The organism is Acinetobacter sp. TR11 (assembly GCF_027105035.1).
In the GTDB taxonomy this organism is placed as follows: Bacteria; Pseudomonadota; Gammaproteobacteria; order Pseudomonadales; family Moraxellaceae; genus Acinetobacter.
This window is the reverse complement of record NZ_CP114256.1, coordinates 1,022,489-1,047,817: the sequence shown is the minus strand read 5'-3', so window position 1 is coordinate 1,047,817 and position 25,329 is coordinate 1,022,489. Positions and strand designations below refer to the sequence as shown.

Annotated in this window: 21 protein-coding genes; 8 read left to right on the top strand and 13 right to left on the bottom strand. The window is 38.6% G+C overall.

Going from position 1 to position 25,329, the window contains the following annotated elements; all coding sequences use genetic code 11:
• The first annotated feature begins 79 nt into the window (after positions 1–79).
• Genes O1450_RS05035 through O1450_RS05020 form a run of 4 tightly spaced genes read left to right on the top strand, consistent with a single transcriptional unit; the run spans position 80 to position 4,995 of the window.
• A complete protein-coding gene (locus tag O1450_RS05035) occupies positions 80–1,576 on the top strand; it encodes a TolC family protein (RefSeq protein WP_269229930.1) in 1,497 nt (498 codons plus the stop codon).
• 12 nt (positions 1,577–1,588) lie between these two features.
• Complete coding sequence (locus O1450_RS05030) at positions 1,589–2,752, top strand: HlyD family secretion protein (RefSeq protein ID WP_269229929.1); 1,164 nt, start codon at positions 1,589–1,591, stop codon at positions 2,750–2,752.
• A 3-nt stretch (positions 2,753–2,755) separates the two neighbouring features.
• Positions 2,756–3,886, top strand: a complete 1,131-nt coding sequence (locus O1450_RS05025) for an ABC transporter permease (RefSeq protein WP_269229928.1) — start codon at positions 2,756–2,758, stop codon at positions 3,884–3,886.
• The gene (locus O1450_RS05020; RefSeq protein WP_269229927.1) at positions 3,883–4,995 is read left to right on the top strand and encodes an ABC transporter permease; all 1,113 of its coding nucleotides are present in this window, start codon (positions 3,883–3,885) and stop codon (positions 4,993–4,995) included. Before O1450_RS05025 ends, O1450_RS05020 begins: the two co-directional genes overlap by 4 nt.
• Before the next feature lie 26 nt (positions 4,996–5,021).
• Here O1450_RS05020 and gyrA read toward each other — a convergent pair whose 3' ends face one another.
• Complete coding sequence (gene gyrA, locus O1450_RS05015) at positions 5,022–7,751, bottom strand: DNA gyrase subunit A (RefSeq protein WP_269229926.1); 2,730 nt, start codon at positions 7,749–7,751, stop codon at positions 5,022–5,024.
• A gap of 224 nt (positions 7,752–7,975) precedes the next feature.
• Between gyrA and O1450_RS05010 the strand changes: the two genes are divergently transcribed.
• Positions 7,976–8,566, top strand: a complete 591-nt coding sequence (locus O1450_RS05010) for a hypothetical protein (protein ID WP_269229925.1) — start codon at positions 7,976–7,978, stop codon at positions 8,564–8,566.
• Here O1450_RS05010 and O1450_RS05005 read toward each other — a convergent pair.
• From O1450_RS05005 to xerA, 6 genes are all read right to left on the bottom strand, one after another.
• On the bottom strand, positions 8,551–9,066 hold the full coding sequence (locus O1450_RS05005; protein WP_269230420.1) for a DinB family protein: 516 nt from the start codon (positions 9,064–9,066) through the stop codon (positions 8,551–8,553). The two genes, O1450_RS05010 and O1450_RS05005, sit on opposite strands and share 16 nt — an antisense overlap.
• 76 nt (positions 9,067–9,142) lie before the next feature.
• Positions 9,143–9,640 carry a DUF2147 domain-containing protein gene (locus tag O1450_RS05000; RefSeq protein ID WP_269229924.1) on the bottom strand — a complete coding sequence of 166 codons (498 nt, stop codon included), beginning with the start codon at positions 9,638–9,640 and terminating at the stop codon, positions 9,143–9,145.
• A 176-nt stretch (positions 9,641–9,816) separates the two neighbouring features.
• Positions 9,817–10,752: an electron transfer flavoprotein subunit alpha/FixB family protein gene (locus tag O1450_RS04995; protein ID WP_241335262.1), complete on the bottom strand. Its 936-nt coding sequence runs from the start codon at positions 10,750–10,752 to the stop codon at positions 9,817–9,819.
• A gap of 17 nt (positions 10,753–10,769) precedes the next feature.
• Positions 10,770–11,519 carry an electron transfer flavoprotein subunit beta/FixA family protein gene (locus O1450_RS04990; protein WP_004661090.1) on the bottom strand — a complete coding sequence of 250 codons (750 nt, stop codon included), beginning with the start codon at positions 11,517–11,519 and terminating at the stop codon, positions 10,770–10,772.
• Between the two features lie 472 nt (positions 11,520–11,991).
• Positions 11,992–12,573: a phosphohydrolase gene (locus O1450_RS04985; RefSeq protein ID WP_269229923.1), complete on the bottom strand. Its 582-nt coding sequence runs from the start codon at positions 12,571–12,573 to the stop codon at positions 11,992–11,994.
• Positions 12,566–13,456 (bottom strand): site-specific tyrosine recombinase/integron integrase, encoded by an 891-nt coding sequence (gene xerA / locus O1450_RS04980; protein WP_269230419.1) that lies wholly within the window; start codon positions 13,454–13,456, stop codon positions 12,566–12,568. Before xerA ends, O1450_RS04985 begins: the two co-directional genes overlap by 8 nt.
• Before the next feature lie 160 nt (positions 13,457–13,616).
• Between xerA and O1450_RS04975 the strand changes: the two genes are divergently transcribed.
• The gene (locus O1450_RS04975; protein WP_269229922.1) at positions 13,617–14,231 is read left to right on the top strand and encodes a LysE family translocator; all 615 of its coding nucleotides are present in this window, start codon (positions 13,617–13,619) and stop codon (positions 14,229–14,231) included.
• Positions 14,232–14,284: 53 nt separating this feature from the next.
• On the opposite strand, the gene dapF is transcribed toward O1450_RS04975, so the two are convergent.
• The 5 genes from dapF to O1450_RS04950 form a co-directional block, all read right to left on the bottom strand.
• Positions 14,285–15,139, bottom strand: coding sequence for a diaminopimelate epimerase (gene dapF / locus O1450_RS04970; protein ID WP_046739412.1), 855 nt, complete (start codon positions 15,137–15,139; stop codon positions 14,285–14,287).
• Between the two features lie 6 nt (positions 15,140–15,145).
• Entirely contained in the window at positions 15,146–16,396 is a 1,251-nt protein-coding gene (gene lysA, locus O1450_RS04965; protein ID WP_269229921.1) for a diaminopimelate decarboxylase, read from the bottom strand.
• 22 nt (positions 16,397–16,418) lie between these two features.
• Positions 16,419–16,646, bottom strand: coding sequence for an LPS translocon maturation chaperone LptM (lptM, locus tag O1450_RS04960; RefSeq protein ID WP_269229920.1), 228 nt, complete (start codon positions 16,644–16,646; stop codon positions 16,419–16,421).
• Between the two features lie 118 nt (positions 16,647–16,764).
• Positions 16,765–18,177, bottom strand: a complete 1,413-nt coding sequence (locus tag O1450_RS04955) for an amino acid permease (protein WP_269229919.1) — start codon at positions 18,175–18,177, stop codon at positions 16,765–16,767.
• 302 nt (positions 18,178–18,479) lie between these two features.
• Positions 18,480–19,973 carry an alanine/glycine:cation symporter family protein gene (locus O1450_RS04950; RefSeq protein WP_269229918.1) on the bottom strand — a complete coding sequence of 498 codons (1,494 nt, stop codon included), beginning with the start codon at positions 19,971–19,973 and terminating at the stop codon, positions 18,480–18,482.
• A 349-nt stretch (positions 19,974–20,322) separates the two neighbouring features.
• Here O1450_RS04950 and radA point away from each other — a divergent pair, with 349 nt between their 5' ends.
• Together radA and O1450_RS04940 are read left to right on the top strand one after the other, a co-directional pair.
• Positions 20,323–21,714: a DNA repair protein RadA gene (radA, locus tag O1450_RS04945; protein ID WP_269229917.1), complete on the top strand. Its 1,392-nt coding sequence runs from the start codon at positions 20,323–20,325 to the stop codon at positions 21,712–21,714.
• A gap of 82 nt (positions 21,715–21,796) precedes the next feature.
• The gene (locus tag O1450_RS04940) at positions 21,797–22,777 is read left to right on the top strand and encodes a Tim44 domain-containing protein (RefSeq protein WP_269229916.1); all 981 of its coding nucleotides are present in this window, start codon (positions 21,797–21,799) and stop codon (positions 22,775–22,777) included.
• A gap of 507 nt (positions 22,778–23,284) precedes the next feature.
• Here O1450_RS04940 and O1450_RS04935 read toward each other — a convergent pair.
• Positions 23,285–24,913: an inorganic phosphate transporter gene (locus O1450_RS04935; protein ID WP_269229915.1), complete on the bottom strand. Its 1,629-nt coding sequence runs from the start codon at positions 24,911–24,913 to the stop codon at positions 23,285–23,287.
• Between the last annotated feature and the right edge of the window lie 416 nt (positions 24,914–25,329).

Genomic DNA, 25,329 nt, shown 5'->3' with positions numbered 1-25,329 from the left:
TAATTAAAAACATAATATTTCAATTTTATAAAAATAATTTAGACTATCCGAGGATATTATTAAATTGCGACATGCTCTTATGTTGAAACGACATGATCGACCGAGCCTTCAGCTCAAACGGTTTCCAAAACAGCTCAGCCTATGTATGAGCCTGATTAGTTGTACCCTATTTTCATTACCATCATTTGCTCAGACCTTCAGTTATAGCCAAGCTGAACAATATGTCGTGCAAAATGCTTATAGTTCTCAAGCGCAACAAGCCTTACAGCAAGCATCGCAATTAGAAATGGAAGCTGTTAAAAATTTAGGCTTACCAAGAATTGATTTAAATGCTCGAGCCTATGCATTTCATAGTGAAACGAGCGTGCCTCTTGAATCAAGTAAACGTCGTTTAGAAAACTCATTAACAAATGGTTTTGATGAAAAACTATCTCAATGGCAAAATGTATTACCTCCCGAAGCCATCGATCAGGTCAGCCAAGGTTTTGATCAAGTTGTTAGCGATGGTTTAAATAAAGTTCCAAATAACTTAGATGTCACTGTTGAAGATCATGATGTTCGTACTTCAGTTTCAATGGTTATGCCGCTATATACAGGTGGAAAAATTAATAGCGCTAAACAAATCGCCACCATTCAAGCAAAACGCTCAAATATTAGTGAAAAACAACAGCAAGATACACAACGTTTCGAAATGATTCAGGCTTATTTCAATGTGCAATTACAACAACAATTAGCCAAGTCAGCACTATTTAATTTGAATGCCATGCAAGAACATTATAACAATGCGCTAAAACTTGAAAAACAAGGTTTTATTAACAAGGGACAGCGTATGCAATTTGAAGTTGCACGCAATAATGCTGAACGTACTTACCAAAATGCACAGTCTAATTTAAAAGCGAGCGAATTTAGTTTACAGAATCTATTACAAACCAAAGAAAGTGTCAGTCTAAGCACCCCACTTTTTGTGAATTTAACTCAGAATCATTCTTTGGATAAATTGCTTGCAAATTATGATCAGAACTCAAGTTTGATTAAAAAACTACAAATAGATACTGAATTAGCCAATGAAAATGTGAAAGTTCAACAAGCCTCTAAAAAACCAAGTGTTTTTGCTTTTGGAGAATACGGCTTAGATAGCAAAGAAAATTGGATTGTTGGTGTGATGGCAAAATACAATTTATTCTCAGGTATAGACAATAATAAAAATATCCGTGCAGCAGAGCTCAAAAAATATGCAGCAGAGCTTATGACTGAACGGACAAAACAAGAAGTCGAAAATGTACTGTATAAATCCTATAGTGAATTAAGTTCTTCGCAAAATAGTCATCAATTACTCTCGCAGAATACCAAAGCAGCACAAGAGAATTTACGCATTCAACAACTCTCATTTAAAGAAGGTATGGGCACTGCAACGCAAGTGATTGATGCACAAAATGCTTTGAGTGCTTTAAAAACTGAAATGGCACTTAACTCATATAAATATATTTTATCTTTAGCTACCTTATTACAAAGCTATGGTTCTATTGATGAATTTAAGCTTTACGTTAATCAACCACGTACTGACTATATCCGCTAATTGGAGAAATTTATGAGCCAGAATCCATCATCATCCAATTCAGAACGTGATACAGATCAAGTCAACCAAACAACAGATGCTCAAACAAAAGAAGCAGCATCTGAGCCTGTTTCTCTAATTGAACATACAGAAAAAGTAGAAGCTGAAACAGCACCTTTGGATAAAAAAATTCCACCGAATAAATCATCTAAAAATGGAAAATTCAAACTTATTGGGTTAATTATCCTTATTTTATTATTCGGTTTAATTGCATATGGTCTATGGAAAGCTTATCAACCTCAGACCATTGAATTACAAGGTCGTGTTGAAGCAGAAACAGTACATATCAGCACCAAAGTTCCAAGCCGTATTGAAGAATTTTACGTCACTGATGGACAACCCGTCAAAAAAGGACAAGCTTTGGTTCGTTTTGTTAGTCCAGAGTTAGAGGCAAAGAAAGAGCAAGCACAAGCAGCTTTACAAAGTGCCACAGCATTTCATTCAACCGTATATCGTGGTGCTCAGCAAGAGAATATCGAAACCTTATACGCCAACTGGCAAGCAATGAAAACCCAAGCTGATTTGGCAGCAACCACTTATAAACGTGGTGAAAATTTATTTCAACAAGGTGTCATTTCTCGTCAACGCCGTGATGAAATGTTAGCCGCCCAAACTTCGGCACGTGAAACTGCAGAAGCAGCTTATCAACAATACGCACGCGCTCAACGAGGCAGTACGGAGCAACAAAAATCAACTGCTGATGCACAAGTGGCTATGGCTCAAGCAGCGGTTAAAGAAGCCAATGCTTTAACCGAAGAAACCAAACTATATTCACCGACTGATGGCACTGTTTCTAAAACTTACGGCAAACCAACTGAGTTGGTCGCAACAGGCATCCCTGTAGTAAGCATTCTTGAAGACCATGATTTATGGGTAAGTTTGAATGTCCGTGAAGACATGTATAGCTCAATTTATAAAACTAAAACTCTGGAAGGTTTTATTCCTGCACTCAACCGTAAAGCAAATTTTAAAGTGAAAAAAATTGATGCCGAAGGTGATTTTGCAACGATTAAGACAACAAGACAAACTGGCGGTTATGATATTCGTAGTTTCAAATTTCATTTAGTATCAGAACAAACCATTCCAGACCTAAAAGTCGGTATGAGTGTTTTATTTAACATTGCAGAGGCAAAATAACCGATGTTTGCAGTAATGCTTCGGGAATTGCGCTATTTAAAACGCCATAAAGCTGATTTTTTTATGGCGATCATTGCCCCTTTGTTGGTGATTCTTCTTTTTGGCAATATGTTTGCATCGGGTAAAGCTGAGCATTTACCTATCGTTGTGATTGATCAAGATCAAAGTGAAATGAGCCGTAAAGTCATTCATGCACTGAGTATCAATCATACTTTACAAGTAAAAACCATCACCACTAGCAAAGATGAAGCCGAACAGCTTATTAATAAAACTGAAGCATGGGGATTCGTTTTAATCCCCGATGGCGCAGAACAAAGATTAGTACAAGCACAAGATGCACAAATTAGTATTGCCTACAATCAATCTTTTTTTAGTATTGGGAATACCATTTCTTCTGCGATGTTGATGAGTACATTAAACGGTATGGCAGATTATATGGGAGAGAGTTACTTATCAAATGTAATCCCCTACTTGGATGTTCCGACTCCTCATATCAAAATTTCTACACTATATAATCCTAATATGAGCTATGAACTGTTCCTTGAGCCGTTCATGGTACCCGCAGTTTTGCATTTACTGCTTTGCTGTTGTGTGGCTTTTGCGATCGGACAGGAATTTAAAAGGAAAACCTTAACTGAATGGGTAAATTCAAAACAAATTATTTCTAGCCTGTTGGGCAAAATTTTGGTCTATGTCTTTATTTTTTGTGCGTGGACATGGTGCTGGATGTTTTGGTTAGCGCATATTCGTGGCTACTTTATTGCAGGTTCACTCAGCCTGATTTTGCTTGCACAATTTTTACTTTATTTTTCTTATGCTGTCATCAGTAGCACAGTGGTTTTAGCCACCAAAGATCTACCTAAAACCTTTGGTTTTATTGCACTTTATGGCGGATCATCACCAAGCTTTTCAGGAATTACCCTACCCCTGAATAATGCTCCAGCATTTACTCAATTTTGGTCAATGATTATTCCGTATACGCCTTATGCGAAACTACAAACAGAGCAATGGGTGATTGGTAGTGATATTTCCGTATCTCTCATTCCTTTTGGCATTTTAGTTATTTTCTCTGCTCTTTATCTAGGTTTAAGTATTCGTTTATTGAAGAAAAATATTCAGGAGCAAAATCAATGAAATCATTTTGCTTCTATTACATCCAAACGTTTAAAAATATTGTTGCAAATAGTTCTGTATTTACCACATTGATTGCAGCTGTAATCATGTATAGTTTTTTTTACCCTACTGCTTATAAAGCTCAGTCGGCAGCAGATATACCAATTGTGATTGTTGACCAAGAGCAAAGTATTTTAACTTCAAAAATTATTAGTCAAGCTGCTAATAGTCCACATATTCGAATCACAACAGTTACCGATGACTTCTTAGAGGCTGAGAAACTCGTAAAAAATCAAAAAGCTGAAGGTATTCTATTATTACCAGACAATCTAACCAATAGCTTAAAACGTGGTGAAATGGGCGGAATCGGACTTTACCTCAGTACAGCCTATTTCATTCGAACCAAAGAAGTGGGAATTGGTCTAGCGACTTCAATTGAAGCGAGTTTACAAGAATATTTAGAAAAATTTGGGCATGCTTCTTCATTCCCCCCTGAGATTTCAATTCATCAAATTCCTTTATTTAATACATTATCTGGCTATGGCAGCTATATTTTTCCTGCTGTGTCCAGTCTTATCATTCATCAAACCATATTACTTGGGCTTGCCATGTTGATTGCCAGTTATCGAGAAAAAGGTTGGGTGGCGAAGCGATCAGAATTTTTTGCGATTTTTGCCGCAATATTAACCATCGGATGTTTAGGCTGTCTCTATTTATTTGGCTTTACATTTTGGTTATATGAATATCCGCATGGGGGTAATTTTGGGGGAATGTTATTCGCTGTTCCGATTTATGTGAGTTGTATTATTGGTTTAGCGATGCTAGTTGGTTCTCTGGTCGATATGCCCGAACGTGTTGGACATTTGATTGTTGTGACCTCTGTGCCTCTATTTTTGTTAACAGGTACAGCTTGGGCACATTCCGCTATGCCTGAATGGATGCAATGGTTGGCATGGTTACTTCCTTCTACGCACGGCGTGCAAATGTTTGTGCAATTAAATCAAATGGGTGTCGCAACATCTATTGTTGTTCCTAAACTTATTTATCTTGCGACGGTAGCTGCAATTTTATTAGCATGTTCTTACTATCGGTTGGTGATGATGAAACCAATAAAAAAGGAAGCTGATTAGCTTCCTTTTTTATGATCTTAGATGACTTACGCTTCAGGCGTATCATCTTTCGGCTCAGCGACAACTTCTTCAGAAGTTGCTGCTTGAAGCTCAATACTTTCAACAACGTCGATAGCTTCTAACTCTTCGTCATCTTCTACAGCTTCAATCGAAACCACACCGACTAAGATTTCAGCATCGCTTAAGCGAATTAAACGAACGCCTTGTGCATTACGACCTGTGGTTGCAACTTCGGCAGCACGCGTACGCACTAATGTACCACCATCAGAAATCAACATCAGTTCTTTGCTTTCATCAATTGATACCGCACCAACTAACTCACCATTACGTTCGCTAGTTTTGATTGCAATCACGCCCTTACCACCACGTTTCTTGGTTGGGAAGTCATCCACTGGTGTACGTTTACCATAACCGTTTGCACAAGCACACAGTACTTCACCCGTTTCAGGTACAACCACAAGTGAAACAATGCGACTGACAACAGTTGAATCTGATGAATCATCATTATCATCGCTGTCATCATTTTCAACATCAGCATCTTCAACGTCGATCGTACTGCTTGCCAATTTGACCCGCATACCACGAACACCTTTGGCCGTACGTCCCATCGCACGAACATCTGTTTCAGCAAAACGAATTGCCTTCCCTTCGTTCGAGAACAACATGATCTGCTGATTACCGTCAGTGATTGCAACGCCGATTAAAGTATCTTCTTCGTTCAACTCAATCGCACGTAAACCATTTGAACGAACATTGCTAAATTGTGCTAATTCAACACGTTTAACCGTACCTGATGCCGTTGCCATGAATACATAGTGATTTTCAGGGAATTCAGTCAATGGCAAGATTGCCGTCACAGTCTCATTCGCATCCAATGGAAGCAAATTAATAATTGGACGACCTTTCGCACCACGTGAAGCCTGCGGAACTTCAAACACTCTTAAGCGATACACTTTACCAACATTGGTAAAACATAAAACTGTTGCATGGTTGGATGCCACAATTAAATGTTGAATAATATCATCATCTTTCATCGAGGTTGCAGACTTACCACGACCGCCACGACGTTGTGCTTGATAGTCAGAAAGTGGTTGAGTTTTCGCATAACCTGTTTGAGAAACAGTCAGTACCACTTGTTCTTCTGGGATCAAATCTTCACGGCAGAAATCAACGCCTGATTCAACAATTTCAGTACGACGCCCATCACCATATTGTTGCAAGATTAAAGCAAGCTCTTCACGGATCACATTCATCAATAAATTAAAATCATTGAGAATTGCTGTTAATTCAGCGATTTGACCTAAGATCTCAGAATATTCTGCATGTAACTTGTCTTGTTCGAGACCCGTTAAACGGTGCAAACGTAATTCTAAAATTGCTGCCACTTGCGTAGGTGACAAGCGATAAATCTCACCAGACAAACCAAATGGACGAGTTGGATCTTCACCTTCAATCTCATCTGGACGAACAGAAATCGCACCTGCTTTTTCAAGCAATGCAACCACACCGCCACCTGCCCACTCACCTGCTTGTAAACGCTCACGCGCTTCAGCAGGGTTTGCAGAAGTTTTAATGGTTTCAATAATGGCATCAATATTTGCCAAAGCAACCGTTAAACCCTCTAAGATATGTCCACGCTCACGTGCTTTACGCAATTCGAACATGGTACGGCGAGTCACAACTTCTTGGCGATGACGAATAAATGCCGCAATAATATCTTTCAGGTTCATCAACTTAGGCTGACCGTTGTCTAAGCAAACCATGTTGATGCTGAACGAGTTTTGAAGTTGGGTATGCAGGAATAAGTTATTCACTGCAACTTCTGCATTTTCACCACGCTTCAAGTCGATCGCAATACGCATACCGTCTTTATCAGACTCATCACGCAGTTCAGAAATACCTTCAAGTTTCTTTTCTTTGACTAACTCGGCAATACGCTCAATGGTTTTTGCTTTGTTAACTTGGTAGGGAATCTCAGTAAAGACAATCGTCGTACGACCCGTTTTTTGATCTTCTTCGAAGTGATATTTACCACGAATATGCAAACGGCCTTTACCAGTGCGATAGGCATCAACAATGCCTGATTTACCGTAAATAATACCGCCTGTAGGGAAATCTGGACCCGTAATGTGTTCCATCAAGCCTTCAATCGAAATATTCGGGTTATTGGCGTAGGCTAAACATGCATTCACGACTTCTGTCATGTTATGCGGCGCCATATTGGTCGCCATACCGACTGCAATACCCGTCGTACCATTAATCAAAAGATTTGGAATACGTGTCGGCATGACTTGAGGAATACGCTCAGAACCGTCGTAGTTATCTTCCCAATCAACCGTATCTTTTTCTAGATCGGCCAAAATTTCATGGGTAAGTTTTTGCATACGAACTTCGGTATAACGCATTGCTGCTGCGCTATCCCCATCGACAGAACCGAAGTTACCCTGACCATCAACCAACATGTAACGCAAGCTGAAGTCCTGCGCCATACGAACAATTGTTTCGTATACTGCAATGTCACCATGAGGGTGATATTTACCGATCACGTCCCCGACAACACGAGCAGACTTTTTGTATGCTTTGTTATAATCATTGCCCAATTCATGCATTGCAAACAACACACGACGGTGAACAGGTTTAAGACCGTCTCTCACATCTGGTAATGCACGAGATACAATTACGCTCATCGCGTAATCTAGATATGAATGCTTGAGTTCGTCCTCAATGGCAATCGGTCTAATTTCCGATACGCTCATGCATACTCCTTGTTTACAAGTAGATGGCTCTACTTGTTTTTATGTATTCAATCTTGCAAAAAATTAGCTCAGAAACTTGAACTAAAATTAAAAAATATAGCGAAAAATTATAGCATAAATAGCTCCTCAACTGGGAGCTTTTGATACAAATAGATTGTCGTATTTTCTTTATTTATATAGAATTTACATAAAACCATTAAGCAAAAATTTATTTAGAAAATAATATGTCAAAACCAAATCAAGAATATCGTTACCGTGTCTCAAAACGTATGTTCAAATACTATAATGACGAAAATCGTAATATGCTTTTTGGAATTGGTCGTATGATATGCAATGCACCATTTTCAAATGTATTTTATCAACGTATTTTTCCCATAAAAAACAAACACAGAAAAATTGATACAGCGCTTTTAGAACAAAGTCTTATAGCACAACATTTAGATTATTTTTCTAATATACATTGCACCCCATCTACAGAGGAGACTATTTCTTTACATAAAGGTGATATTCATTGGGATCTTGAAATTTTCCCATCGGGCAAAATTGAAAACTATATTACTGAACAACTCATCAACACATTACATACATTAGAATCATCTGAAAACTTAGAAGAAATACTCAAATACGGTATTAAATACATCTCATGGAAACTGACTGACAATCTTACCTTTATGAATAATGATTGGAGTATTGAATTTCCTACATGGAAATGTGAAATCTCATCCCCTTATTACAAATATCATTTATTAATCATGCAATTAACACATGGTATAGTCATTATGTCCTTTTGTTATCCTAATCAGCGATATAAATAGGCATATTCTCTTTGAAAGAAAATTAAGTCTAGCTTCAAGGGCTTTGCTGTTAGCTCAAAGATCATGCTGTGCATTTGACCTCGATGATGCGTTTGATGGTTAAATAGGTGTGCCAATATTTCAATCAAAGGCTCAGTATAAACTTGACCTCGGCGGACATAAGTAATCATTTGATGGAATGAAACTTCATCATGTTCATGGATAAAATTAATCAGACGTTGATCATGTGCAATTCGAGCATTCTCTAATTGGGCAAGTTGATTATAAAGAATCTCATCCAAAGTATACGTTGATGCAAGAACGCCTTTGATACCCTCAAACCAAAGTATATCTCCTACCAATACATGATTTGCCGTTTGCATAAGGGATTTAAAATAAGCTTTACAATCTTGATTTAATTGCTCCTCTGTTAAGCTGATGAGCGTAGAAAATAACTTTTGGTTTGCCCACTGATTATAAAGAACCAGCATCTGAAAATAGGTCTTAAAAGTATAATTAATCGGTAATACTCTCATTTATTTGTTCCTATTTTTAACATAAAAACGCTCCTTTCGGAGCGTTTGAGACCTGTAAGAATTAAGGTGATTTAACCTCGACATCCATAGGTGCAACAGTACGCACCCATACAGAGCTCCTCCCAAATAGCGAAACGCCTTTAAATGCTCGCACTCGGAGCAAACGGCCATTATTGGTCACTTCCCCCTTACCCTGATAAGTACGACCGCTCAAAACCTCTAACAAAGTCGCATTATTATATTTGTTTGGGTTTTTGGGATCTTTGGTCACACCAGAAACAATCTCCATTCCTAGAATAGGCTTATTCGTATTTGGCGCAGCACATTTCACACAATGCGTTAAGATCACACCGCTAACGTTGGGGTAACGATGAACAATCGTTCCAGAATAAGTTCCATCAATTTTCTTTTTAAATTCAATGATAGATAAAGGTTCACCCGTACGGTCATCAATACTTTTCCAATACCCTTCGATCGAATCAGTTGCATAAACAGTTGTACTCGCCAACACTGCCCAAAACACCCCCAAAACCCATTGAGATAACGAGTTTATTTTCATTTTGCATCTCCCTATATTTTGCAAAATTATTTTTTTAATTGAAGCAAACTTTTTTTACTTTCTGATTACTTAGGTCTGATCGTTGCTGTTTTACAACAAATAATGATTTTTTCTAATCTCTCGACCATAAAAAACCCCTGTTTGCACAAGGGTTTTTTCAAACTTAATTCAGAGAATTAAAGTTTAGATACCAATTCTGGTACAACAGTGTTCAAATCACCAACTAACCAGTAGTCAGCAACGCTGTTGATTGGCGCTTCTTCGTCTTTGTTGATTGCAACAATAACTTTAGAATCTTTCATACCCGCTAAGTGCTGAATCGCACCAGAGATACCGATTGCTAAATAAAGATCAGGCGCAACGATTTTACCAGTTTGACCAACTTGGAAGTCGTTTGGTACAAAGCCTGCATCTACAGCAGCACGTGAAGCACCTTGAGCAGCACCAAGCTTGTCAGCTAATGGGTCAAGTACTTTGTGATAGTTTTCACCAGAACCTACACCACGACCACCAGAAACAACGATACGCGCAGCAGTTAATTCTGGACGATCAAGTTTCACGATTTCTTCGCTTACAAACGTAGAAATACCAGCATCTTTCGCTTCAGCAACAGCTTCAACCGCAGCAGAACCGCCTTCAGCAGCTACAGCATCAAATGCTGTACCACGAACTGTACCAACGATAATTGCTTCGTCAGATTGAACAGTTGCGATTGCGTTACCTGCATAGATAGGACGCTTGAAAGTATTTGCAGATTCAACAGCAATGATGTCTGAAATCATGCTTACGTCAAGAAGTGCAGCAACACGTGGAAGAATGTTCTTACCCGTTGTTGTAGATGCAGCTAATACGTATTTGTAACCGCCTTTCGCGATGTCAGCAACTAAACCGGCAACGTTTTCAGCCAATTGGTTCGCATAAGCAGCATTGTCAGCAAGTAATACTTTGCTTACACCAGCAACTTTAGCAGCAGCATCAGCAACTGCTTGAGCGCCAGAACCAGCTACTAATACAGTAATATCACCACCGATTTTTTGAGCTGCCGCAACAACGTTTAAAGTTGCACCGTTAAGTGACTGGTTGTTGTGATCAGCGATAACTAAAATACTCATGATTTTATCCTTCTGTATTAGATCACTTTCGCTTCATTTTTCAATTTTTCAACAAGTTCGTCTACAGACTTAACTTGTACGCCAGCTTTACGTTCAGCAGGTGCCTCAACTTTAACTGTTTTAAGTTTAGTACCAGTTGCAACGCCATAGTCAGCAGGAGACTTAGTATCAAGCGGTTTTTTACGCGCTTTCATGATGTTTGGAAGAGCAGCATAACGTGGCTCATTCAAACGTAAGTCAGTGGTGATGATTGCTGGAAGACCAAGCTCAACAGTTTGTAAACCGCCATCAACTTCACGAGTAACTTGTACTTTACCGCCGTCAACTTTAACTTCAGATGCAAAAGTACCTTGACCAGCACCAAGTAAAGCACCAAGCATTTGACCTACTTGGTTAGAGTCATCATCAATTGCTTGTTTACCAAGAAGAATAAGTTCTGGTTTTTCAGCATCAACAACGCCTTTTAAAATTTTAGCAACTTCTAAAGCGCCAATTTCATCAGCAGTTTCAACTAAGATACCACGGTCAGCGCCTAAAGCCATTGCAGAACGAATTTGTTCTTGCGCGTCTTTAGAACCCACTGAAACAACAACGATTTCTGAAATCGTTCCTTTTTCTTTTAAGCGAACCGCTTCTTCCACTGCGATTTCACAGAATGGGTTAATTGACATCTTAACGTTAGTAAGGTCAACCCCAGTATTGTCCGGCTTAACACGAACTTTAACGTTGGCATCAACCACACGTTTTACAGCGACAAGAGCCTTCATGTAATCCTCGGCTGTTCTAAGCAAGTAAATGTAGTGAAGAGCATTCTAACTCTTCGATCGAAACTTTTTAGGTGCTCTATCTTGCAATGTATTTGGCATTTCGGTCAAGTCACAATTTTCGCTATGACTGGAAAAAAGATGAAATGCTCAGTTCACTAATTTTGATGAGTTATTCAGCATATAAATATTGTTATACTTTCAGCACTTATATTAGGCTTTGATTTAGCTAATATTTTATATAATTCAACCACCTAAATTGGCTATATAAAAACACGTACAAAAGATCTGTAACCGATCATTTCTGATAAATCTTAATCCAATTTACATTTTGCAAAAACTTGGCAATAAAGTAAGAATGTCTGTTCAATAAATTGCAACTACAAATAAAAAAAACAGTCGGTTATTAAACATTCAACTTTGCAACATCATGTATCTTTTATGATCTAATTTTACTCAAAAAAGAATACCGCAATTACCATTTAAACATTGGCAATGGACTCCAAGGCTTATGCAAAAAACGTTTAAACCCAAGAAACATTAAATTCTTATGAAAACCACAATTCGGATATTGTTGCGTTAAATATTTAAAAGTTTGAAAGGGAATATTTGAACGTAATAATCCTAATGAAAAATCGGCATAATCAGCCTTTCTAAAATGTTCAACTAAGGGATATTCATCACATTCGGTAGCTGTTAGCTTGTGATGCTCCGTAATCATTAAAGCTAGTTCATTTTGCCAATCAGATAATTGATTGATTTCAAGATATTGCCTCATCTGCTGAACAGAGGGTTGAATGTAATCAATCGTTTTTGCTGTCCAAATACCAATATCATGAAAAGCAACAGCAATCGCAATTTTGTCACGGGTTTGTTGGCAATCATCTTGGGCTAGGATTAAACAGCAAACAGCCACACGCTTACAATGATTCAAATAACCTTGATAGTCTGCACCTATTATTGTTTGATATTGAAATAAAATCTTCTCAATATAATTCGCACATTGAATAAATACTTCATTATCCAACGATAAAGCTGTTTCTTGTTGTTCACTCATTTTTTTGTGCTCGCGGATGGGCTTGATCATAGACTTTTGCTAATTGATCAAAATCAACATGGGTATAAATTTGGGTCGTTGATAAATTACTATGTCCTAACATCTCCTGCACTGAGCGTAAATCACCGCTTGCTGAAAGCATATGGCTGGCAAAACAATGGCGTAATAAATGCGGATGTACATCGACATTAACACCTGCTCTTTGTGCTTGCAATTTAACGCGATTTTCAATTTGACGAGGTTGTAATGTATTTCCTCGTTGTGAGATAAATACCGCCGAATCTGCTGCAAAACTGCCTTGCCATATCCGATAAATTTTAAGCCATTCAATCAAACTTGCTTTTGCTTTGCTTCCAAACGGCACAACTCTCGTTTTATTGCCTTTACCCGTTATACGCAACAATTGTCGATTAAAATCAATATCCTTAATCTTTAACCCTTGTAATTCGGCTAAGCGCAATCCACTGGAATAAAGAAGTTCAAGCATTGCTTTATCACGTAGCCATAATTGTTGTTCGATCGGCTTCTCCGGCGCTGCCTGATCTAGAATCTGATTCACTGTTTCAATATCAATCATCCCTGGCAAAGGACGCGGCTGGCGCTTTAATCGAAAGTCTTCAGATGGATTTTGTTGTAGATACTGACCTTGCTCAGCCCACTTCATAAACTGACGAATTGATGTTAAATGGCGTTGCAGACTACTCGAACTCAATTGATCTTGCTCAACTCGTGTAGCCAAGTATTCCCTTAAATCAGATGCTTCGACATCTTCCAATCGTAGCTTTTTGTATTCACAAAACTTTAAAAAATCGGTTAAATCACGTTGATATGCTGCAATCGTATGTTCCGATTGATTTTGAATAATGCGTTCTTTTAACCACATGGAAAGAAGTTTTGTAGGAGTTTCCAAATTTCTCTCCATCTTGGAATATCGACCAACTTGTATTTTAACAAATTTTCTTCTGATTTATCTTTAAACAAATCTCGAAGTATATATAGCTGTGTAATACAATATATTTCAAGTTTTTTGTAGCGCCATCACCATGTCAATGTTGCTTATCCCCTATCTCATTGCAATCTCCATTCTTACGATTACTCCTGGTCTGGATACAACACTCATCATCCGTACCGCAACACTTGAAGGCAAAACGAAAGCATTTCAAGCAGCTTTAGGAATTAATCTAGGTTGTATTGTGTGGGGAGTGATCGTGGCCTGTGGCTTAGGTGCATTGTTGATGACTTCGGATCTTGCTTTTAATGCTTTGAAATGGATAGGGGCAATTTACCTAACATGGTTAGGACTCAATCTTATTTTAAAACCTCGTAGCCAACTTGCGAGTTTAAATAATTCAGCAGTGACAACGCAAAATTGGTTTATGAAAGGTTTTTGGGGAAACTTACTCAATCCAAAAGTCGGTATTTTCTATATTTCTTTTTTGCCACAGTTTATTCCACAGTCTGCATCTCCAGTCATTTGGACCATGAGTCTTGTGATGATACATGTAGTAATCGGATTAATCTGGTCAATTTTTCTAATTGCTGCGATGCAGTCCATTTCCGCTTATTTAAAGCAACCTAAATTTATTCGATACACGGATCGAATTACAGGCAGTATTTTTATTTTATTTGCACTCAAACTCGCCTTTAGTAAAAGATAGATTATAAAAAAGCGCGTTCCAATCAACGCGCTTTTTTCTTAAACCTTAGATCATCAGCCTTGGAAATATCGTAAATCCAAACGCGCATCGTAGACATGCGTAGTTGGACCTGTCATCCACACCACATCACCTTCACGCCAAGCGATATGCAACTTACCACCTGCAAGCTGAACTTCAACTTCATTGGCAAGTAAACCACGGCGCATACCACTGACCGCTGCTGCACAAGCTCCTGTACCACAAGCTAAAGTCTCGCCAACACCACGCTCAAACACACGTAACCGAATATGCTTTTCATCAATGATCTGCATAAATCCAGCATTCACGCGTGAAGGAAAACGTGTATGTGATTCTACTTGTGGGCCAATACGCTCAACATCAGCAGTTAATACATCAGGCACAATAGTCACAGCATGAGGATTACCCATGTTCACAACATCAATATTGATACTTTGATTGTCTGCAAGTTCTAGTGCGTATAAGCCTTCAATATCTTCATGTTCTTGGGTAAGAAATGGAATTTCTTCTGGAAGAAATTTTGGTGGTCCCATATTTACACGAACCCACCCATTGGCACCCAATTCAGGCTCAACAATACCCGCTTTAGTTTGTACACGAATTTTAGTTTTGGTCGTCAGTTGACGCTCATGTACAAAGCGAGCAAAACAACGTACACCATTACCACATTGTTCTACTTCAGAACCATCTGCATTAAAAATACGATATTTAAAATCTACATCTGGAAAATCAGGTGGTTCAACAATCAGAAGTTGATCAAAACCCACACCAAAATGACGATCGGCTAAACGTTGAATGGTTAAAGTATCTAAATAAGCTCGCTGCGTGATCAGGTCAACGACCATAAAATCATTGCCCAAACCATGCATTTTGGTAAATTCTAAATACATCTCAATTTACTCCTCAGGCAATAAACGTTCTTTTTCCCACAGTGATTCTATGGTTTCACGTTCACGAATTAAATAGGCTTGATCACCACTGACCATAACTTCGGCAGCACGACCACGGGTGTTGTAGTTCGAGCTCATTACAAAACCGTAGGCACCTGCACCTAATACAGCAAGGACATCATTTTCTTGAAGTGCTAAATTACGCTCTTTACCCAAGAAATCACCTGTTTCACAGATTGCACCAACCAAATCCCAAGTTTTAACTTCAACATCAGGATTTGGATTCACAGATTGGATATCCATCCATGCTTCATATAAAGCGGGGCGAATTAAGTCATTCATCGCTGCATCAATGATGGCAAAGTTACGGTGATTGGTTGGTTTTAATAAATCAACTTTGGTTAATAAAGCACCCGCATTAGCTGAAATACTACGCCCTGGCTCCATATACACTTTCAAGCCCAATTTTTCTAAAGCTGGACGCATGGCATTGGCATATTCAGCAACACTTGGAGGAGTTTCGTCTTTATAACGAACACCTAAACCACCACCAATATCAATATGTTTGAGGTTGATACCCAAGCCTTTCAACTGCTCAATCATTACAATGACACGATCCAAAGCATCAACGAAAGGTTTGGTTTCTGTCAATTGCGAACCAATATGACAGTCAATTCCAACGATCTCTAGGTTGGGTAATGAAGCGGCATATTGATACGTTTCATTCACCGTATCACTTGGAATACCAAACTTGTTTTCTTTCAGACCTGTTGAGATATAGGGATGAGTTTTCGCATCCACATCTGGATTTACACGTAATGAAATCGGCGCTTTCTTGTCTAATTTCGCTGCTACTTTTTGAATCCGATCAAGTTCAGCATGAGATTCAACATTGAAACACGCAATGCCGACAGTTAATGCTTTTTCAATATCTGCTTCTGATTTACCTAAACCAGAGAACACAATTTTTGATGGCTCACCACCTGCTGCAAGTACACGAGCGAGTTCACCACCCGTCACAATATCAAAACCTGCACCAAGTTTTGCCAAGACATTTAAAACAGCGATATTTGAGTTTGACTTCACCGCAAAACAGATTTGATGATCAATAAAATCAAAGGCACGATGCATATCTAAATAATGCTTCTCAAATGTAGATTTTGAGTAAACATATAAAGGCGTGCCAAATTGCTGTGCGAGCTGATCTAATGAACATTGCTCAGCATGCAATACTCCATTAATGCGAGTGAAACTCATGAAGATGTCCTTATTTACAAACTTAAGGTGAGGTTGTCTGTGATACTGTTGAAGATGTTGCTGCTTGGTTTTCAGCTTTCACATCATCAGATGACGTTTTAGCCTGAGACGTTTCATTTTTATAAAGCAAGTATTTTGCACGTTTGTCATGATTGATATCAGAAGGTAATTGCAATGCCCCTGACTGACCACATGCAGTAAGTACCACACTACTCAGTAATAAACCGATCGAACAAATGACTTGACGCATCTGAGCACCTAACTTTTACAATTCGCAGCAGTATAGCGTGATCAACCCACAGGCTAAAGTCTAAACATAAAAAAACGCCAACTTATGCTGGCGTTTTTTTCATTCAAACTCGTCTAGCTTATTTCTTTTTCGCAAAGAAATAGCCAATCGCTAAAATGATAAACCAAATTGGGCTCACTTTTAATGATTCCAAAGTTGTTTCATCCAATGCAAGGAAATAAATCGTTGCAAGGAAAAATGCAATGACCGCCCAACAAGTAAACACACCACCAGGAAGTTTAAAAGTTGATTGTGCATGTAACTCAGGACGGTTTTTGCGGTAGTTAATGTAACTCCACATAATCACAATCCAGACACAGATAAACAAGATAGTCGATAAAGTGGTCGCTAAAGTAAATGCAGTCACTTCATCATTGGTGCCTGTCTTTACTTTATAAACGAATTGAACAAAAGCACCGATAAAAATACAGATCGAAGAAAAGATTAATGCTTTTGCAGGAACTGCCGATTTAGAAAGTTTTCCAAATAATTTTGGTGCTTGCTTATCCGTTGATAAACCAAACAACATACGACTGGTTGAAAATACACCACTATTCATTGATGACATCACTGAAGATAACACCACCAAATTCATAATAATCGCCGCAGAAGCAATACCCGCTTGTGAGAAGATGTTTACGAATGGGCTGACTTTAGGGTTGATTTGATCCCAAGGTGTTACACACATCACCACAAACAATGCCAATACATAGAAAATAATGATACGAATTGGAATTGAGTTAATCGCTTTCGGTAAGTTACGTTTTGGATCTTGTGTTTCAGCAGCAGTTGTACCGACAAGCTCCACACCCACAAAGGCGAAAATTGCAATTTGGAAACCTGCGAGGAAACCATCTAATCCTTTAGGGAACATACCACCATGTGTCCACAAGTTGCTAATACTCGCCGTTGTACCAGCAGCATTAGTGAACCCCGTAAAGATCATCCATAAACCAACCGCAATTAAAACAATAATTGCTGTGATTTTAACCATTGAAAACCAGAATTCCATTTCACCGAATAGTTTTACAGTGACAAGGTTTAATCCCAGTACAAATAGAATCGCAACACTACTAATCAACAATCCGCCCAATGGAGTAAATGACTCACCCCCATTGAAAAATTCAAGATAGTAAATAATGGCTGATAGGTCGGCAATACCAATCGTGACCCAACATAGCCAATATGTCCATCCAACAAAATAACCCGCCCAAGGACCGATTAAATCAGTGGATAAATCAATAAAAGATTTATAGTGTAAATTGGATAGAAGTAATTCGCCTAAGGCACGCATGACGAAAAACACCATGATACCGATCAAGCCATAAATGAATAAAATAGATGGTCCAGCTAAACTAATGGTTTTGCCTGACCCCATGAACAATCCCGTTCCGATTGCTCCACCAATTGCAATCAGTTGAAGATGTCGATTAGAGAGACTACGGTGGAGTCTGCCTTGATCGGTTGCTTCACTCAGATTTTGATTCGACATTTTACAAAAAATCTCCAGTATTGTTGTACGTTAACCTGAAATCGAATCAAAACAATCTGCACCATTATTAGGCATCTTTTTTTAACACACGTTTTTGAAACGCTTTCAGTTCAACAACTTCTGCCTGTATTACTCAATATTTCAAGTGAAATAAAAATTGTATCGGATGATACGCACTAGAATAGGACAATACAATCAAGTCGCTTACAGATACTGTGACTTATTAGGTTTAAAAAAATAAGCAGCGGTAATCGCTGCTTATTTTTATTGAAATATAAAGTTATATTTCGACTACTTAATACTTATTTTTGTTTGTTTTTAATACGTTCTTCCCAGAAGGTTGCATTACGAATGCCGAGCTTAACAGGATCAAAGGTAAACTCTTTAACGCCTGCTTTTTGTTGCTCTTCATAATCTCTCAACGCTTTAATCGTTGGTTTCCAAATGAAGTAAGTGACAATAATACCAATGATATTAATCCAAGCCATTAAACCTACACCGATATCTCCAATTCCCCAAATATAACCTGTTGCACTGATTACGCCATATGAAACAGAAAGAATGATGAAGCATTTGGTGATAAATAATAAAGATGGAGTTTTAGTAATATAACTTAAATAAGTAATATTGGTTTCAGCGATATAGTAATACGCAACAATCGTTGTAAATGCGAAGAAGAATACAGCTAATGCAACAAAGATTTGTCCAAAACCACCAAATACTGTACTTACTGCCATTTGAGTAAACGCAGGAGAGCCAATTTCAGCTGTTGCAGCAACATTCTGTACAATAAATTGACCAGCTTCTAAAGTACCTTGAACATTGTACATTCCAGTAATAAGGATCATAAATGCAGTAGCTGAGCAAACAAATAATGTATCGATATAAATTGAAAATGCTTGTACTAAACCTTGTTGAGCAGGATGCTCTACCTCAGCTGCGGCAGCGGCATGTGGTCCTGTACCCTGACCTGCTTCGTTAGAATACACTCCACGTTTTACTCCCCAACCAATTGCAGCACCAAGACCTGCCATAGGAGAAAAGGCATCAGCGAAAATTAAGGAAATCACACCAGGTAACTTATCAATATTGATAAAGACAATAATTAATGCCATTACAATATAGCCAGCCGCCATAAACGGCACTACAAATTCAGCGAATTTTGCAATACGTTTGATACCACCAAAAATGATGACTGTAAGTAATGTTACAATCACAATTAAAGCGAGTAGTTTATAGGTACCGACATTTCCAAAAACAATTGCACCTTCACCTGTGATTTGTGTGAAAGCATTACCTACTGCATTTGCTTGAATACCGGGTAAAAACAAACCACATGAAATGATCGCGGCAATCGCAAATAAAATACCCAACCAACGCTGACCTAGACCTTTATCAAAATAAAAAGCGGGTCCACCACGATATTGTCCTTGATATTCAACTTTATAAATTTGACCTAAGGTTGATTCAACATAAGCAGTACTCGCTCCTAAAAATGCAACAAGCCACATCCAGAAGACCGCACCTGGTCCACCAAAACCAATTGCTGCTGCTACACCTGCAATATTACCTACACCAACACGACCTGAGAGTGAAACAGCGAGTGCTTGAAACGAAGAAATACCTTGTGCTGATGAGCCTCCTTTAATGAGTAGCCCTATCATATCTTTGATCTGACGAACTTGAACAAACCTTGTTACGACGGAGAAAAATAAACCTGCACCTAAACATAAATAGATCAGAGCTTTGCTCCAAATAATACTATTTATCCAATCAACAATTTCTGCTGCACTCATAAACACCAACCTTTTGTATAATTTTAAAATATATCAATTGATACATTTTCATTTGTCTGAGCATTAGCAATATTTATGCCATTGAATATAATTCTTATGACAACAAATGAGCAAATGCTCAAAGACCTTCCGTGGAAAAGTGAATTTAAAGAATTTTCGACTCAAAAACCTACTATATCTTACTTGTAAAAGTCTTAGATCGTGTTATTTTCTGAGCACTTCCCTTTAACCAGTCAATTACGAAAACACCGTTTAATCTTAATTCCTTATCAAGAAAATGAACGATATTGATCTTTTCCGTAATTACTCTACTTTTTAACTAATTTATCGCAAATTTTCAATTTTATATATGGCAAAAATTAAAACTGTTTATCGATGTGAACAATGTGGTGCAGATCATTCTAAATGGGCTGGTCAATGTTCTGAGTGTGGCGAATGGAATAGTCTAGTAGAAGTTCGACTGGAACCAACAGTTAGTCATAGAGCTCAGCCTAAAATGGGCGGTGGTTATGCTGGTCAAAGTGCTAATATCACAACCCTTAATCAAATCTCAGTTTCACATGAAACTCGTCTACAGACAGGTATTAGCGAATTCGATCGTGTACTCGGTGGCGGTTTGGTTACAGGCTCTGTTGTACTGATTGGTGGTGATCCAGGTATTGGTAAATCAACAATTTTATTGCAAACCGCAACTCACATGGCTAGTAAGAAAAGTTCAGCTCTTTATGTCACAGGCGAAGAATCACTTTCACAAGTTGCCTTACGTGCTCAACGTTTAGATCTGCCCACAGACCAACTCAGAGTTATGGCAGAGACTTGTGTCGAGCGTATATGTGAAGTATTGGCACACGAACGTCCTGCTATTGCAATTCTTGACTCAATTCAAACCCTATATACAGAAACTCTGCAATCTGCGCCTGGTGGTGTTTCACAAATTCGTGAGTCTGCTGCCCTCTTGACTCGGTTTGCAAAGAATAGCGGTACTGCTTTATTCCTTGTAGGTCATGTCACCAAAGAAGGTGCATTAGCTGGTCCACGAGTTTTAGAACATATGGTGGATTGTGTACTTTACTTTGAGGGGCAATCTGACTCACGTTATCGCATGATCCGTGCTGTAAAGAACCGTTTTGGTGCAGTGAATGAACTGGGTGTCTTTGCCATGACAGACAAAGGACTTCGAGAAGTTGCCAATCCATCTGCAATTTTTCTCAGTCGTTATGATGAAGCGATTCCCGGTTCAATTGTCATGATCAGCCGTGAAGGAACGCGCCCTCTCCTCGTCGAAGTTCAAGCCTTAGTTGATGATGCACATGGGCAACCACGTCGAGTAGCACTTGGCTTAGAACAAAACCGTTTGAATATGTTACTTGCAGTGATGCATCGTCATGGTGGCGTTCAAACATCTGGACAAGATGTTTATGTCAATGTAGTGGGTGGTTTAAAGATTACCGAGACTGGCTCTGATCTTGCGGTTTTATTGGCTTGTGCATCAAGTTTAAGAGGTAAAGCCCTGCCACAACAATTGGCAGTTTTTGGTGAGGTTGGACTGTCTGGTGAGATTCGCCCTGTACCGAATGGTCAAGAAAGATTAAAAGAAGCGACCAAGCATGGCTTTAAATATGTCATTTTACCAAGAGCTAATGCACCGCAAAAATCTATTGATGGCGTTCAAATCATTGCCGTTGCACGCTTACATGAGGCTCTCACTGAAGCAATGCAATTGAGTGACGAGTTGACATAAAAAAACATATTTTTATAGTTGAAATTACAGGTGAATGCCTGCATAAATACACTTACAAATAGGATTTAAATAGGAATTTTCGATGCAAGTACACCAGCGTGGCTTGATGGCAGCTCTTTTAATGGCAACATTGGTTGCTGCACCACTTGCAGAAGCAAAACGTGCAGGTGGTGGAAAAAGCCACGGTATGAGCAGATCTAGTTCATCTAGCCAATCTTATCAACCATCACGTCAAGCTGCTCCTGCTCAACAACAAACTGCACCTCAAAAATCAGGTCCTGGTGTTGGTTCAATGGTTGCAGCTGGTGTAGCAGGTGCAGCGGTAGGTGCAGTTGCAGCTAATGCTTTAGCTGATGATAAACCACATAACCCAACTGCCACTGATCAGCAAACAGCGAATGCTCAAGCCGCACAACAAGCCCAAGAGCAAGAGAAAAAAGGTGGAGTCCCAACTTGGATTTGGTTATTACTGATCGCAGGCGGTGCTTTCTTTATTTTCCGTAAATTCAGCGGTAAACAAAAAGTAGCTGCAAACAATCCTTATGCGCCAAATAATAACGGTCAAAATAATTTTGGTCGCCAAAATACAGCGCCTGCAGGTGACGATACCAATATTTTTGGTCAATCTGTCGGTGGCGGTACGGCTGCTCCTCAAGCACCATTTGGTGGTGCATCAATGAGTAATGGCAATCAGTTACCAGATGGTACTGAACCTGCTGCGTTCTTACGTGTAGCTCGTCAGCGTTTTAATCATATTCAATCAGTGAATAGTGCCAGTAATATTGAAGAAATTCGTCGTTATTTAACGCCTGAACTTTATTCATCTATGTACAGTGACATTATGGCCAACCAAGACCAAGATGTTGCAGAATTTAGTAATCTAAACGCAATGGTTGTAGATAGGGCTACTGAAAATGGTCAGTACGTTGTTAGCGTACGTTTTACTGGAACAGTGAGCGAAGATTTAAATAGTTTGCCACAACCTTTCACCGAAATTTGGCATTTTGTTAAGCCTGCTGGTTCGCAACAAGATTGGGTTGTTGCGGGTATTCAACAAGCTTAATTGAATTGAACATCATGTAATACATGCAAAGAGCTGTTTCGACAGCTCTTTTTTTATCGATGTTTAGAGATAGAAATAAAAAAAGCCACTCTCTATTTTGGAGAATGGCGGAGTGTAAACCCTAATTTCGATTGCCTATATTTTTAAATAGATTTAAACAGGCAGTTAAGTAAACTGTATATCTCAGTTATCTTAGCGGATAATCAAGAATAAAAATATTCCTCGTTTGGGGAATAAAACTTTTTTGTAATAGGTTCACGTAGATCTTCTTCGCTTATTTAGGAACAATCATTACTTCAGGCATTCAGGCATTCAGGCATTCAGGCATTCAGGCATTCAGGCATTCAGGCATTCAGGCATTCAGGCATTCAAATTAGAACAAATCTATTTGAGTTAGAGCCTAATATTCTTGGTTTGTGTCCGTATCTATCGCTATCTTATGACCCATAAAAAAGCTTTGCCGAGGCAAAGCTTTTTAAAATGATTTTAGCTTTAAAACAAATCAAATCATGATACAAACTGTAAGAACAACCAGTATAAGCCACCAGATAAACAAATCGTTGCTGGCAATGTAAATATCCATGCTGAAAGAATGGTTTTCACTGTAGCAAAATTTAAACCAGATCTGTTTGCCACCATCGTACCCGCAACAGCACTGTTTAGAACGTGAGTTGTTGAAACTGGCATACCTAAACCATCAGCAGCAGCAATCGTTGTCATTGCAACAAGTTCAGCAGACATCCCTTGACCATAAGTCATATGATTCTTACCAATACGTTCGCCCACTGTAACCACAATACGCTTCCACCCCACCATCGTACCTAAGCCAAGCGCAAGTGCCACCGCAACTTTAACCCAATTCGGAATATATTGTAGGAATGAATCAAGATTACTACGGTATTCTTTTACCACTTTGGCTTGGTCTTTATCCATTTCTGGCAAAGCTTTCGCTTTATCTAATCGCTTGAAAGTAGTCGTACTCAAATACATATCATTGCGAATTTCACTGACCGCAGCTTCTGGGATCGCTTTAAGATCGCCATAATTTGCAACACGTGTACCTAGGTGCGCTGTCATACTTGCCAATGCAGGTACAACTTCAGCCGTTTGCTCTTTGGTTTGAATATATTTGGTCAATACAGCACGCGCTTTCTCATCTGAAAACTCATTCTGATTTACATTTAAAACAGTTGCTGTTTGAGTTGAAAGTTGCTCAAATGATTGTAAATGCTCAGCATCTAAACTCTTGTTCAATGAGTAAGCTAAAGGAACTAGACCAATCAAAATCAACATGATCAAGCCCATACCTTTTTGACCATCATTTGAACCATGTGCAAAACTTACACCAGTACAAGTGAAAATCAAGATCGCACGAATTAATGGTGGCGGTGGTTTATTGCCTTCAGGTGGTTGGAAAAGTTCAAGTTGACGCTTGAAAATTGTTTTCACCAACAAAAATACGATTGCAGCAAATGCAAAACCGATTAATGGAGAAAATAATAAAGCTTTACCAACTTTGATCACTTGATCCATATCAATACCACTTGCTGTACCTGTTGAGGCATTTAACAAGTGATTCATGATCCCTACACCTAAAATCGAACCGATTAAGGTATGTGAACTTGAGGCTGGAATACCAAGAAACCACGTTCCTAGATTCCAAAGAATCGCAGCAATCAGCAGTGCGAAAACCATCGCAAAACCTGCTCCACTGCCAACATTCATAATCAGTTCAACAGGAAGTAAAGCAATAATACCGTACGCAACTGCGCCACTCGCTACCATAACCCCAAGGAAGTTACAGAAACCAGCCCACATCACTGCAACGGGTGCAGGTAATGCATTGGTATAGATGACCGTTGCAACCGCATTGGCGGTATCATGGAAACCATTGACAAATTCAAAGCCTAAAGCAATGAAAAGTGCCGTAGATAGAAGAATAACTGAATATAAACTCAAAGGTGGTACATGCGCTAAGTCAGCACTCACCTGAAAACCAATATAAATAAGTGTTGCAATAATAATTGTTAAAAACACCGGCATAAAAAATTTCGGTGTTGGTACATGTACATTCGTCGATTTTGCCGTAGAACTGGCAAGCGGTGAATCCGAAACAGGAGGAAGATTAGAATTCATGTAGACGGTAAGAGGATAATAAAATCCTCTGTATTGTTTAATTAAATTATGACAATTATATGACAAAGGACTGTCATATGAAGCCAAATTTTCATATTTTTCTTACATTTTTTTGTATTTTTCAAAGAAAAAATCATCTAAATATTCATTTAAACCGTATAAAAACAATACTTTAAGTCAAAAAAATTTTACTCAGAACTATTTGTCTGATTTTGCAACAAACACAACGAAATATAAAACTTAGTTGTCATATTTCAAAATACATGTCGTCTTCTTAGGCATTATTCACCGAAATTATTGCAATTTCATGAAAGTTTTATGACATTTTCCATTTGAACCAATGAATCACCTCAAGCTAATGCTGAAAATACGCGCTTTTTCTGCGCTTCTGTTACAATGCCCCTGCTTTTTTATAT

Excerpts from the sequence above, each read along its gene's own strand:
- O1450_RS05035 (WP_269229930.1), top strand. The coding sequence starts at position 80 with ATGTTGAAACGACATGATCGACCGAGCCTTCAGCTCAAACGGTTTCCA.
- O1450_RS05030 (WP_269229929.1), top strand. The coding sequence starts at position 1,589 with ATGAGCCAGAATCCATCATCATCCAATTCAGAACGTGATACAGATCAA.
- O1450_RS05025 (WP_269229928.1), top strand. The coding sequence starts at position 2,756 with ATGTTTGCAGTAATGCTTCGGGAATTGCGCTATTTAAAACGCCATAAA.
- O1450_RS05020 (WP_269229927.1), top strand. The coding sequence starts at position 3,883 with ATGAAATCATTTTGCTTCTATTACATCCAAACGTTTAAAAATATTGTT.
- gyrA (WP_269229926.1), bottom strand. The coding sequence starts at position 7,751 with ATGAGCGTATCGGAAATTAGACCGATTGCCATTGAGGACGAACTCAAG.
- O1450_RS05010 (WP_269229925.1), top strand. The coding sequence starts at position 7,976 with ATGTCAAAACCAAATCAAGAATATCGTTACCGTGTCTCAAAACGTATG.
- O1450_RS05000 (WP_269229924.1), bottom strand. The coding sequence starts at position 9,640 with ATGAAAATAAACTCGTTATCTCAATGGGTTTTGGGGGTGTTTTGGGCA.
- O1450_RS04995 (WP_241335262.1), bottom strand. The coding sequence starts at position 10,752 with ATGAGTATTTTAGTTATCGCTGATCACAACAACCAGTCACTTAACGGT.
- O1450_RS04990 (WP_004661090.1), bottom strand. The coding sequence starts at position 11,519 with ATGAAGGCTCTTGTCGCTGTAAAACGTGTGGTTGATGCCAACGTTAAA.
- O1450_RS04985 (WP_269229923.1), bottom strand. The coding sequence starts at position 12,573 with ATGAGTGAACAACAAGAAACAGCTTTATCGTTGGATAATGAAGTATTT.
- xerA (WP_269230419.1), bottom strand. The coding sequence starts at position 13,456 with ATGTGGTTAAAAGAACGCATTATTCAAAATCAATCGGAACATACGATT.
- O1450_RS04975 (WP_269229922.1), top strand. The coding sequence starts at position 13,617 with ATGTCAATGTTGCTTATCCCCTATCTCATTGCAATCTCCATTCTTACG.
- dapF (WP_046739412.1), bottom strand. The coding sequence starts at position 15,139 with ATGTATTTAGAATTTACCAAAATGCATGGTTTGGGCAATGATTTTATG.
- lysA (WP_269229921.1), bottom strand. The coding sequence starts at position 16,396 with ATGAGTTTCACTCGCATTAATGGAGTATTGCATGCTGAGCAATGTTCA.
- lptM (WP_269229920.1), bottom strand. The coding sequence starts at position 16,646 with ATGCGTCAAGTCATTTGTTCGATCGGTTTATTACTGAGTAGTGTGGTA.
- O1450_RS04955 (WP_269229919.1), bottom strand. The coding sequence starts at position 18,177 with ATGTCGAATCAAAATCTGAGTGAAGCAACCGATCAAGGCAGACTCCAC.
- O1450_RS04950 (WP_269229918.1), bottom strand. The coding sequence starts at position 19,973 with ATGAGTGCAGCAGAAATTGTTGATTGGATAAATAGTATTATTTGGAGC.
- radA (WP_269229917.1), top strand. The coding sequence starts at position 20,323 with ATGGCAAAAATTAAAACTGTTTATCGATGTGAACAATGTGGTGCAGAT.
- O1450_RS04940 (WP_269229916.1), top strand. The coding sequence starts at position 21,797 with ATGCAAGTACACCAGCGTGGCTTGATGGCAGCTCTTTTAATGGCAACA.
- O1450_RS04935 (WP_269229915.1), bottom strand. The coding sequence starts at position 24,913 with ATGAATTCTAATCTTCCTCCTGTTTCGGATTCACCGCTTGCCAGTTCT.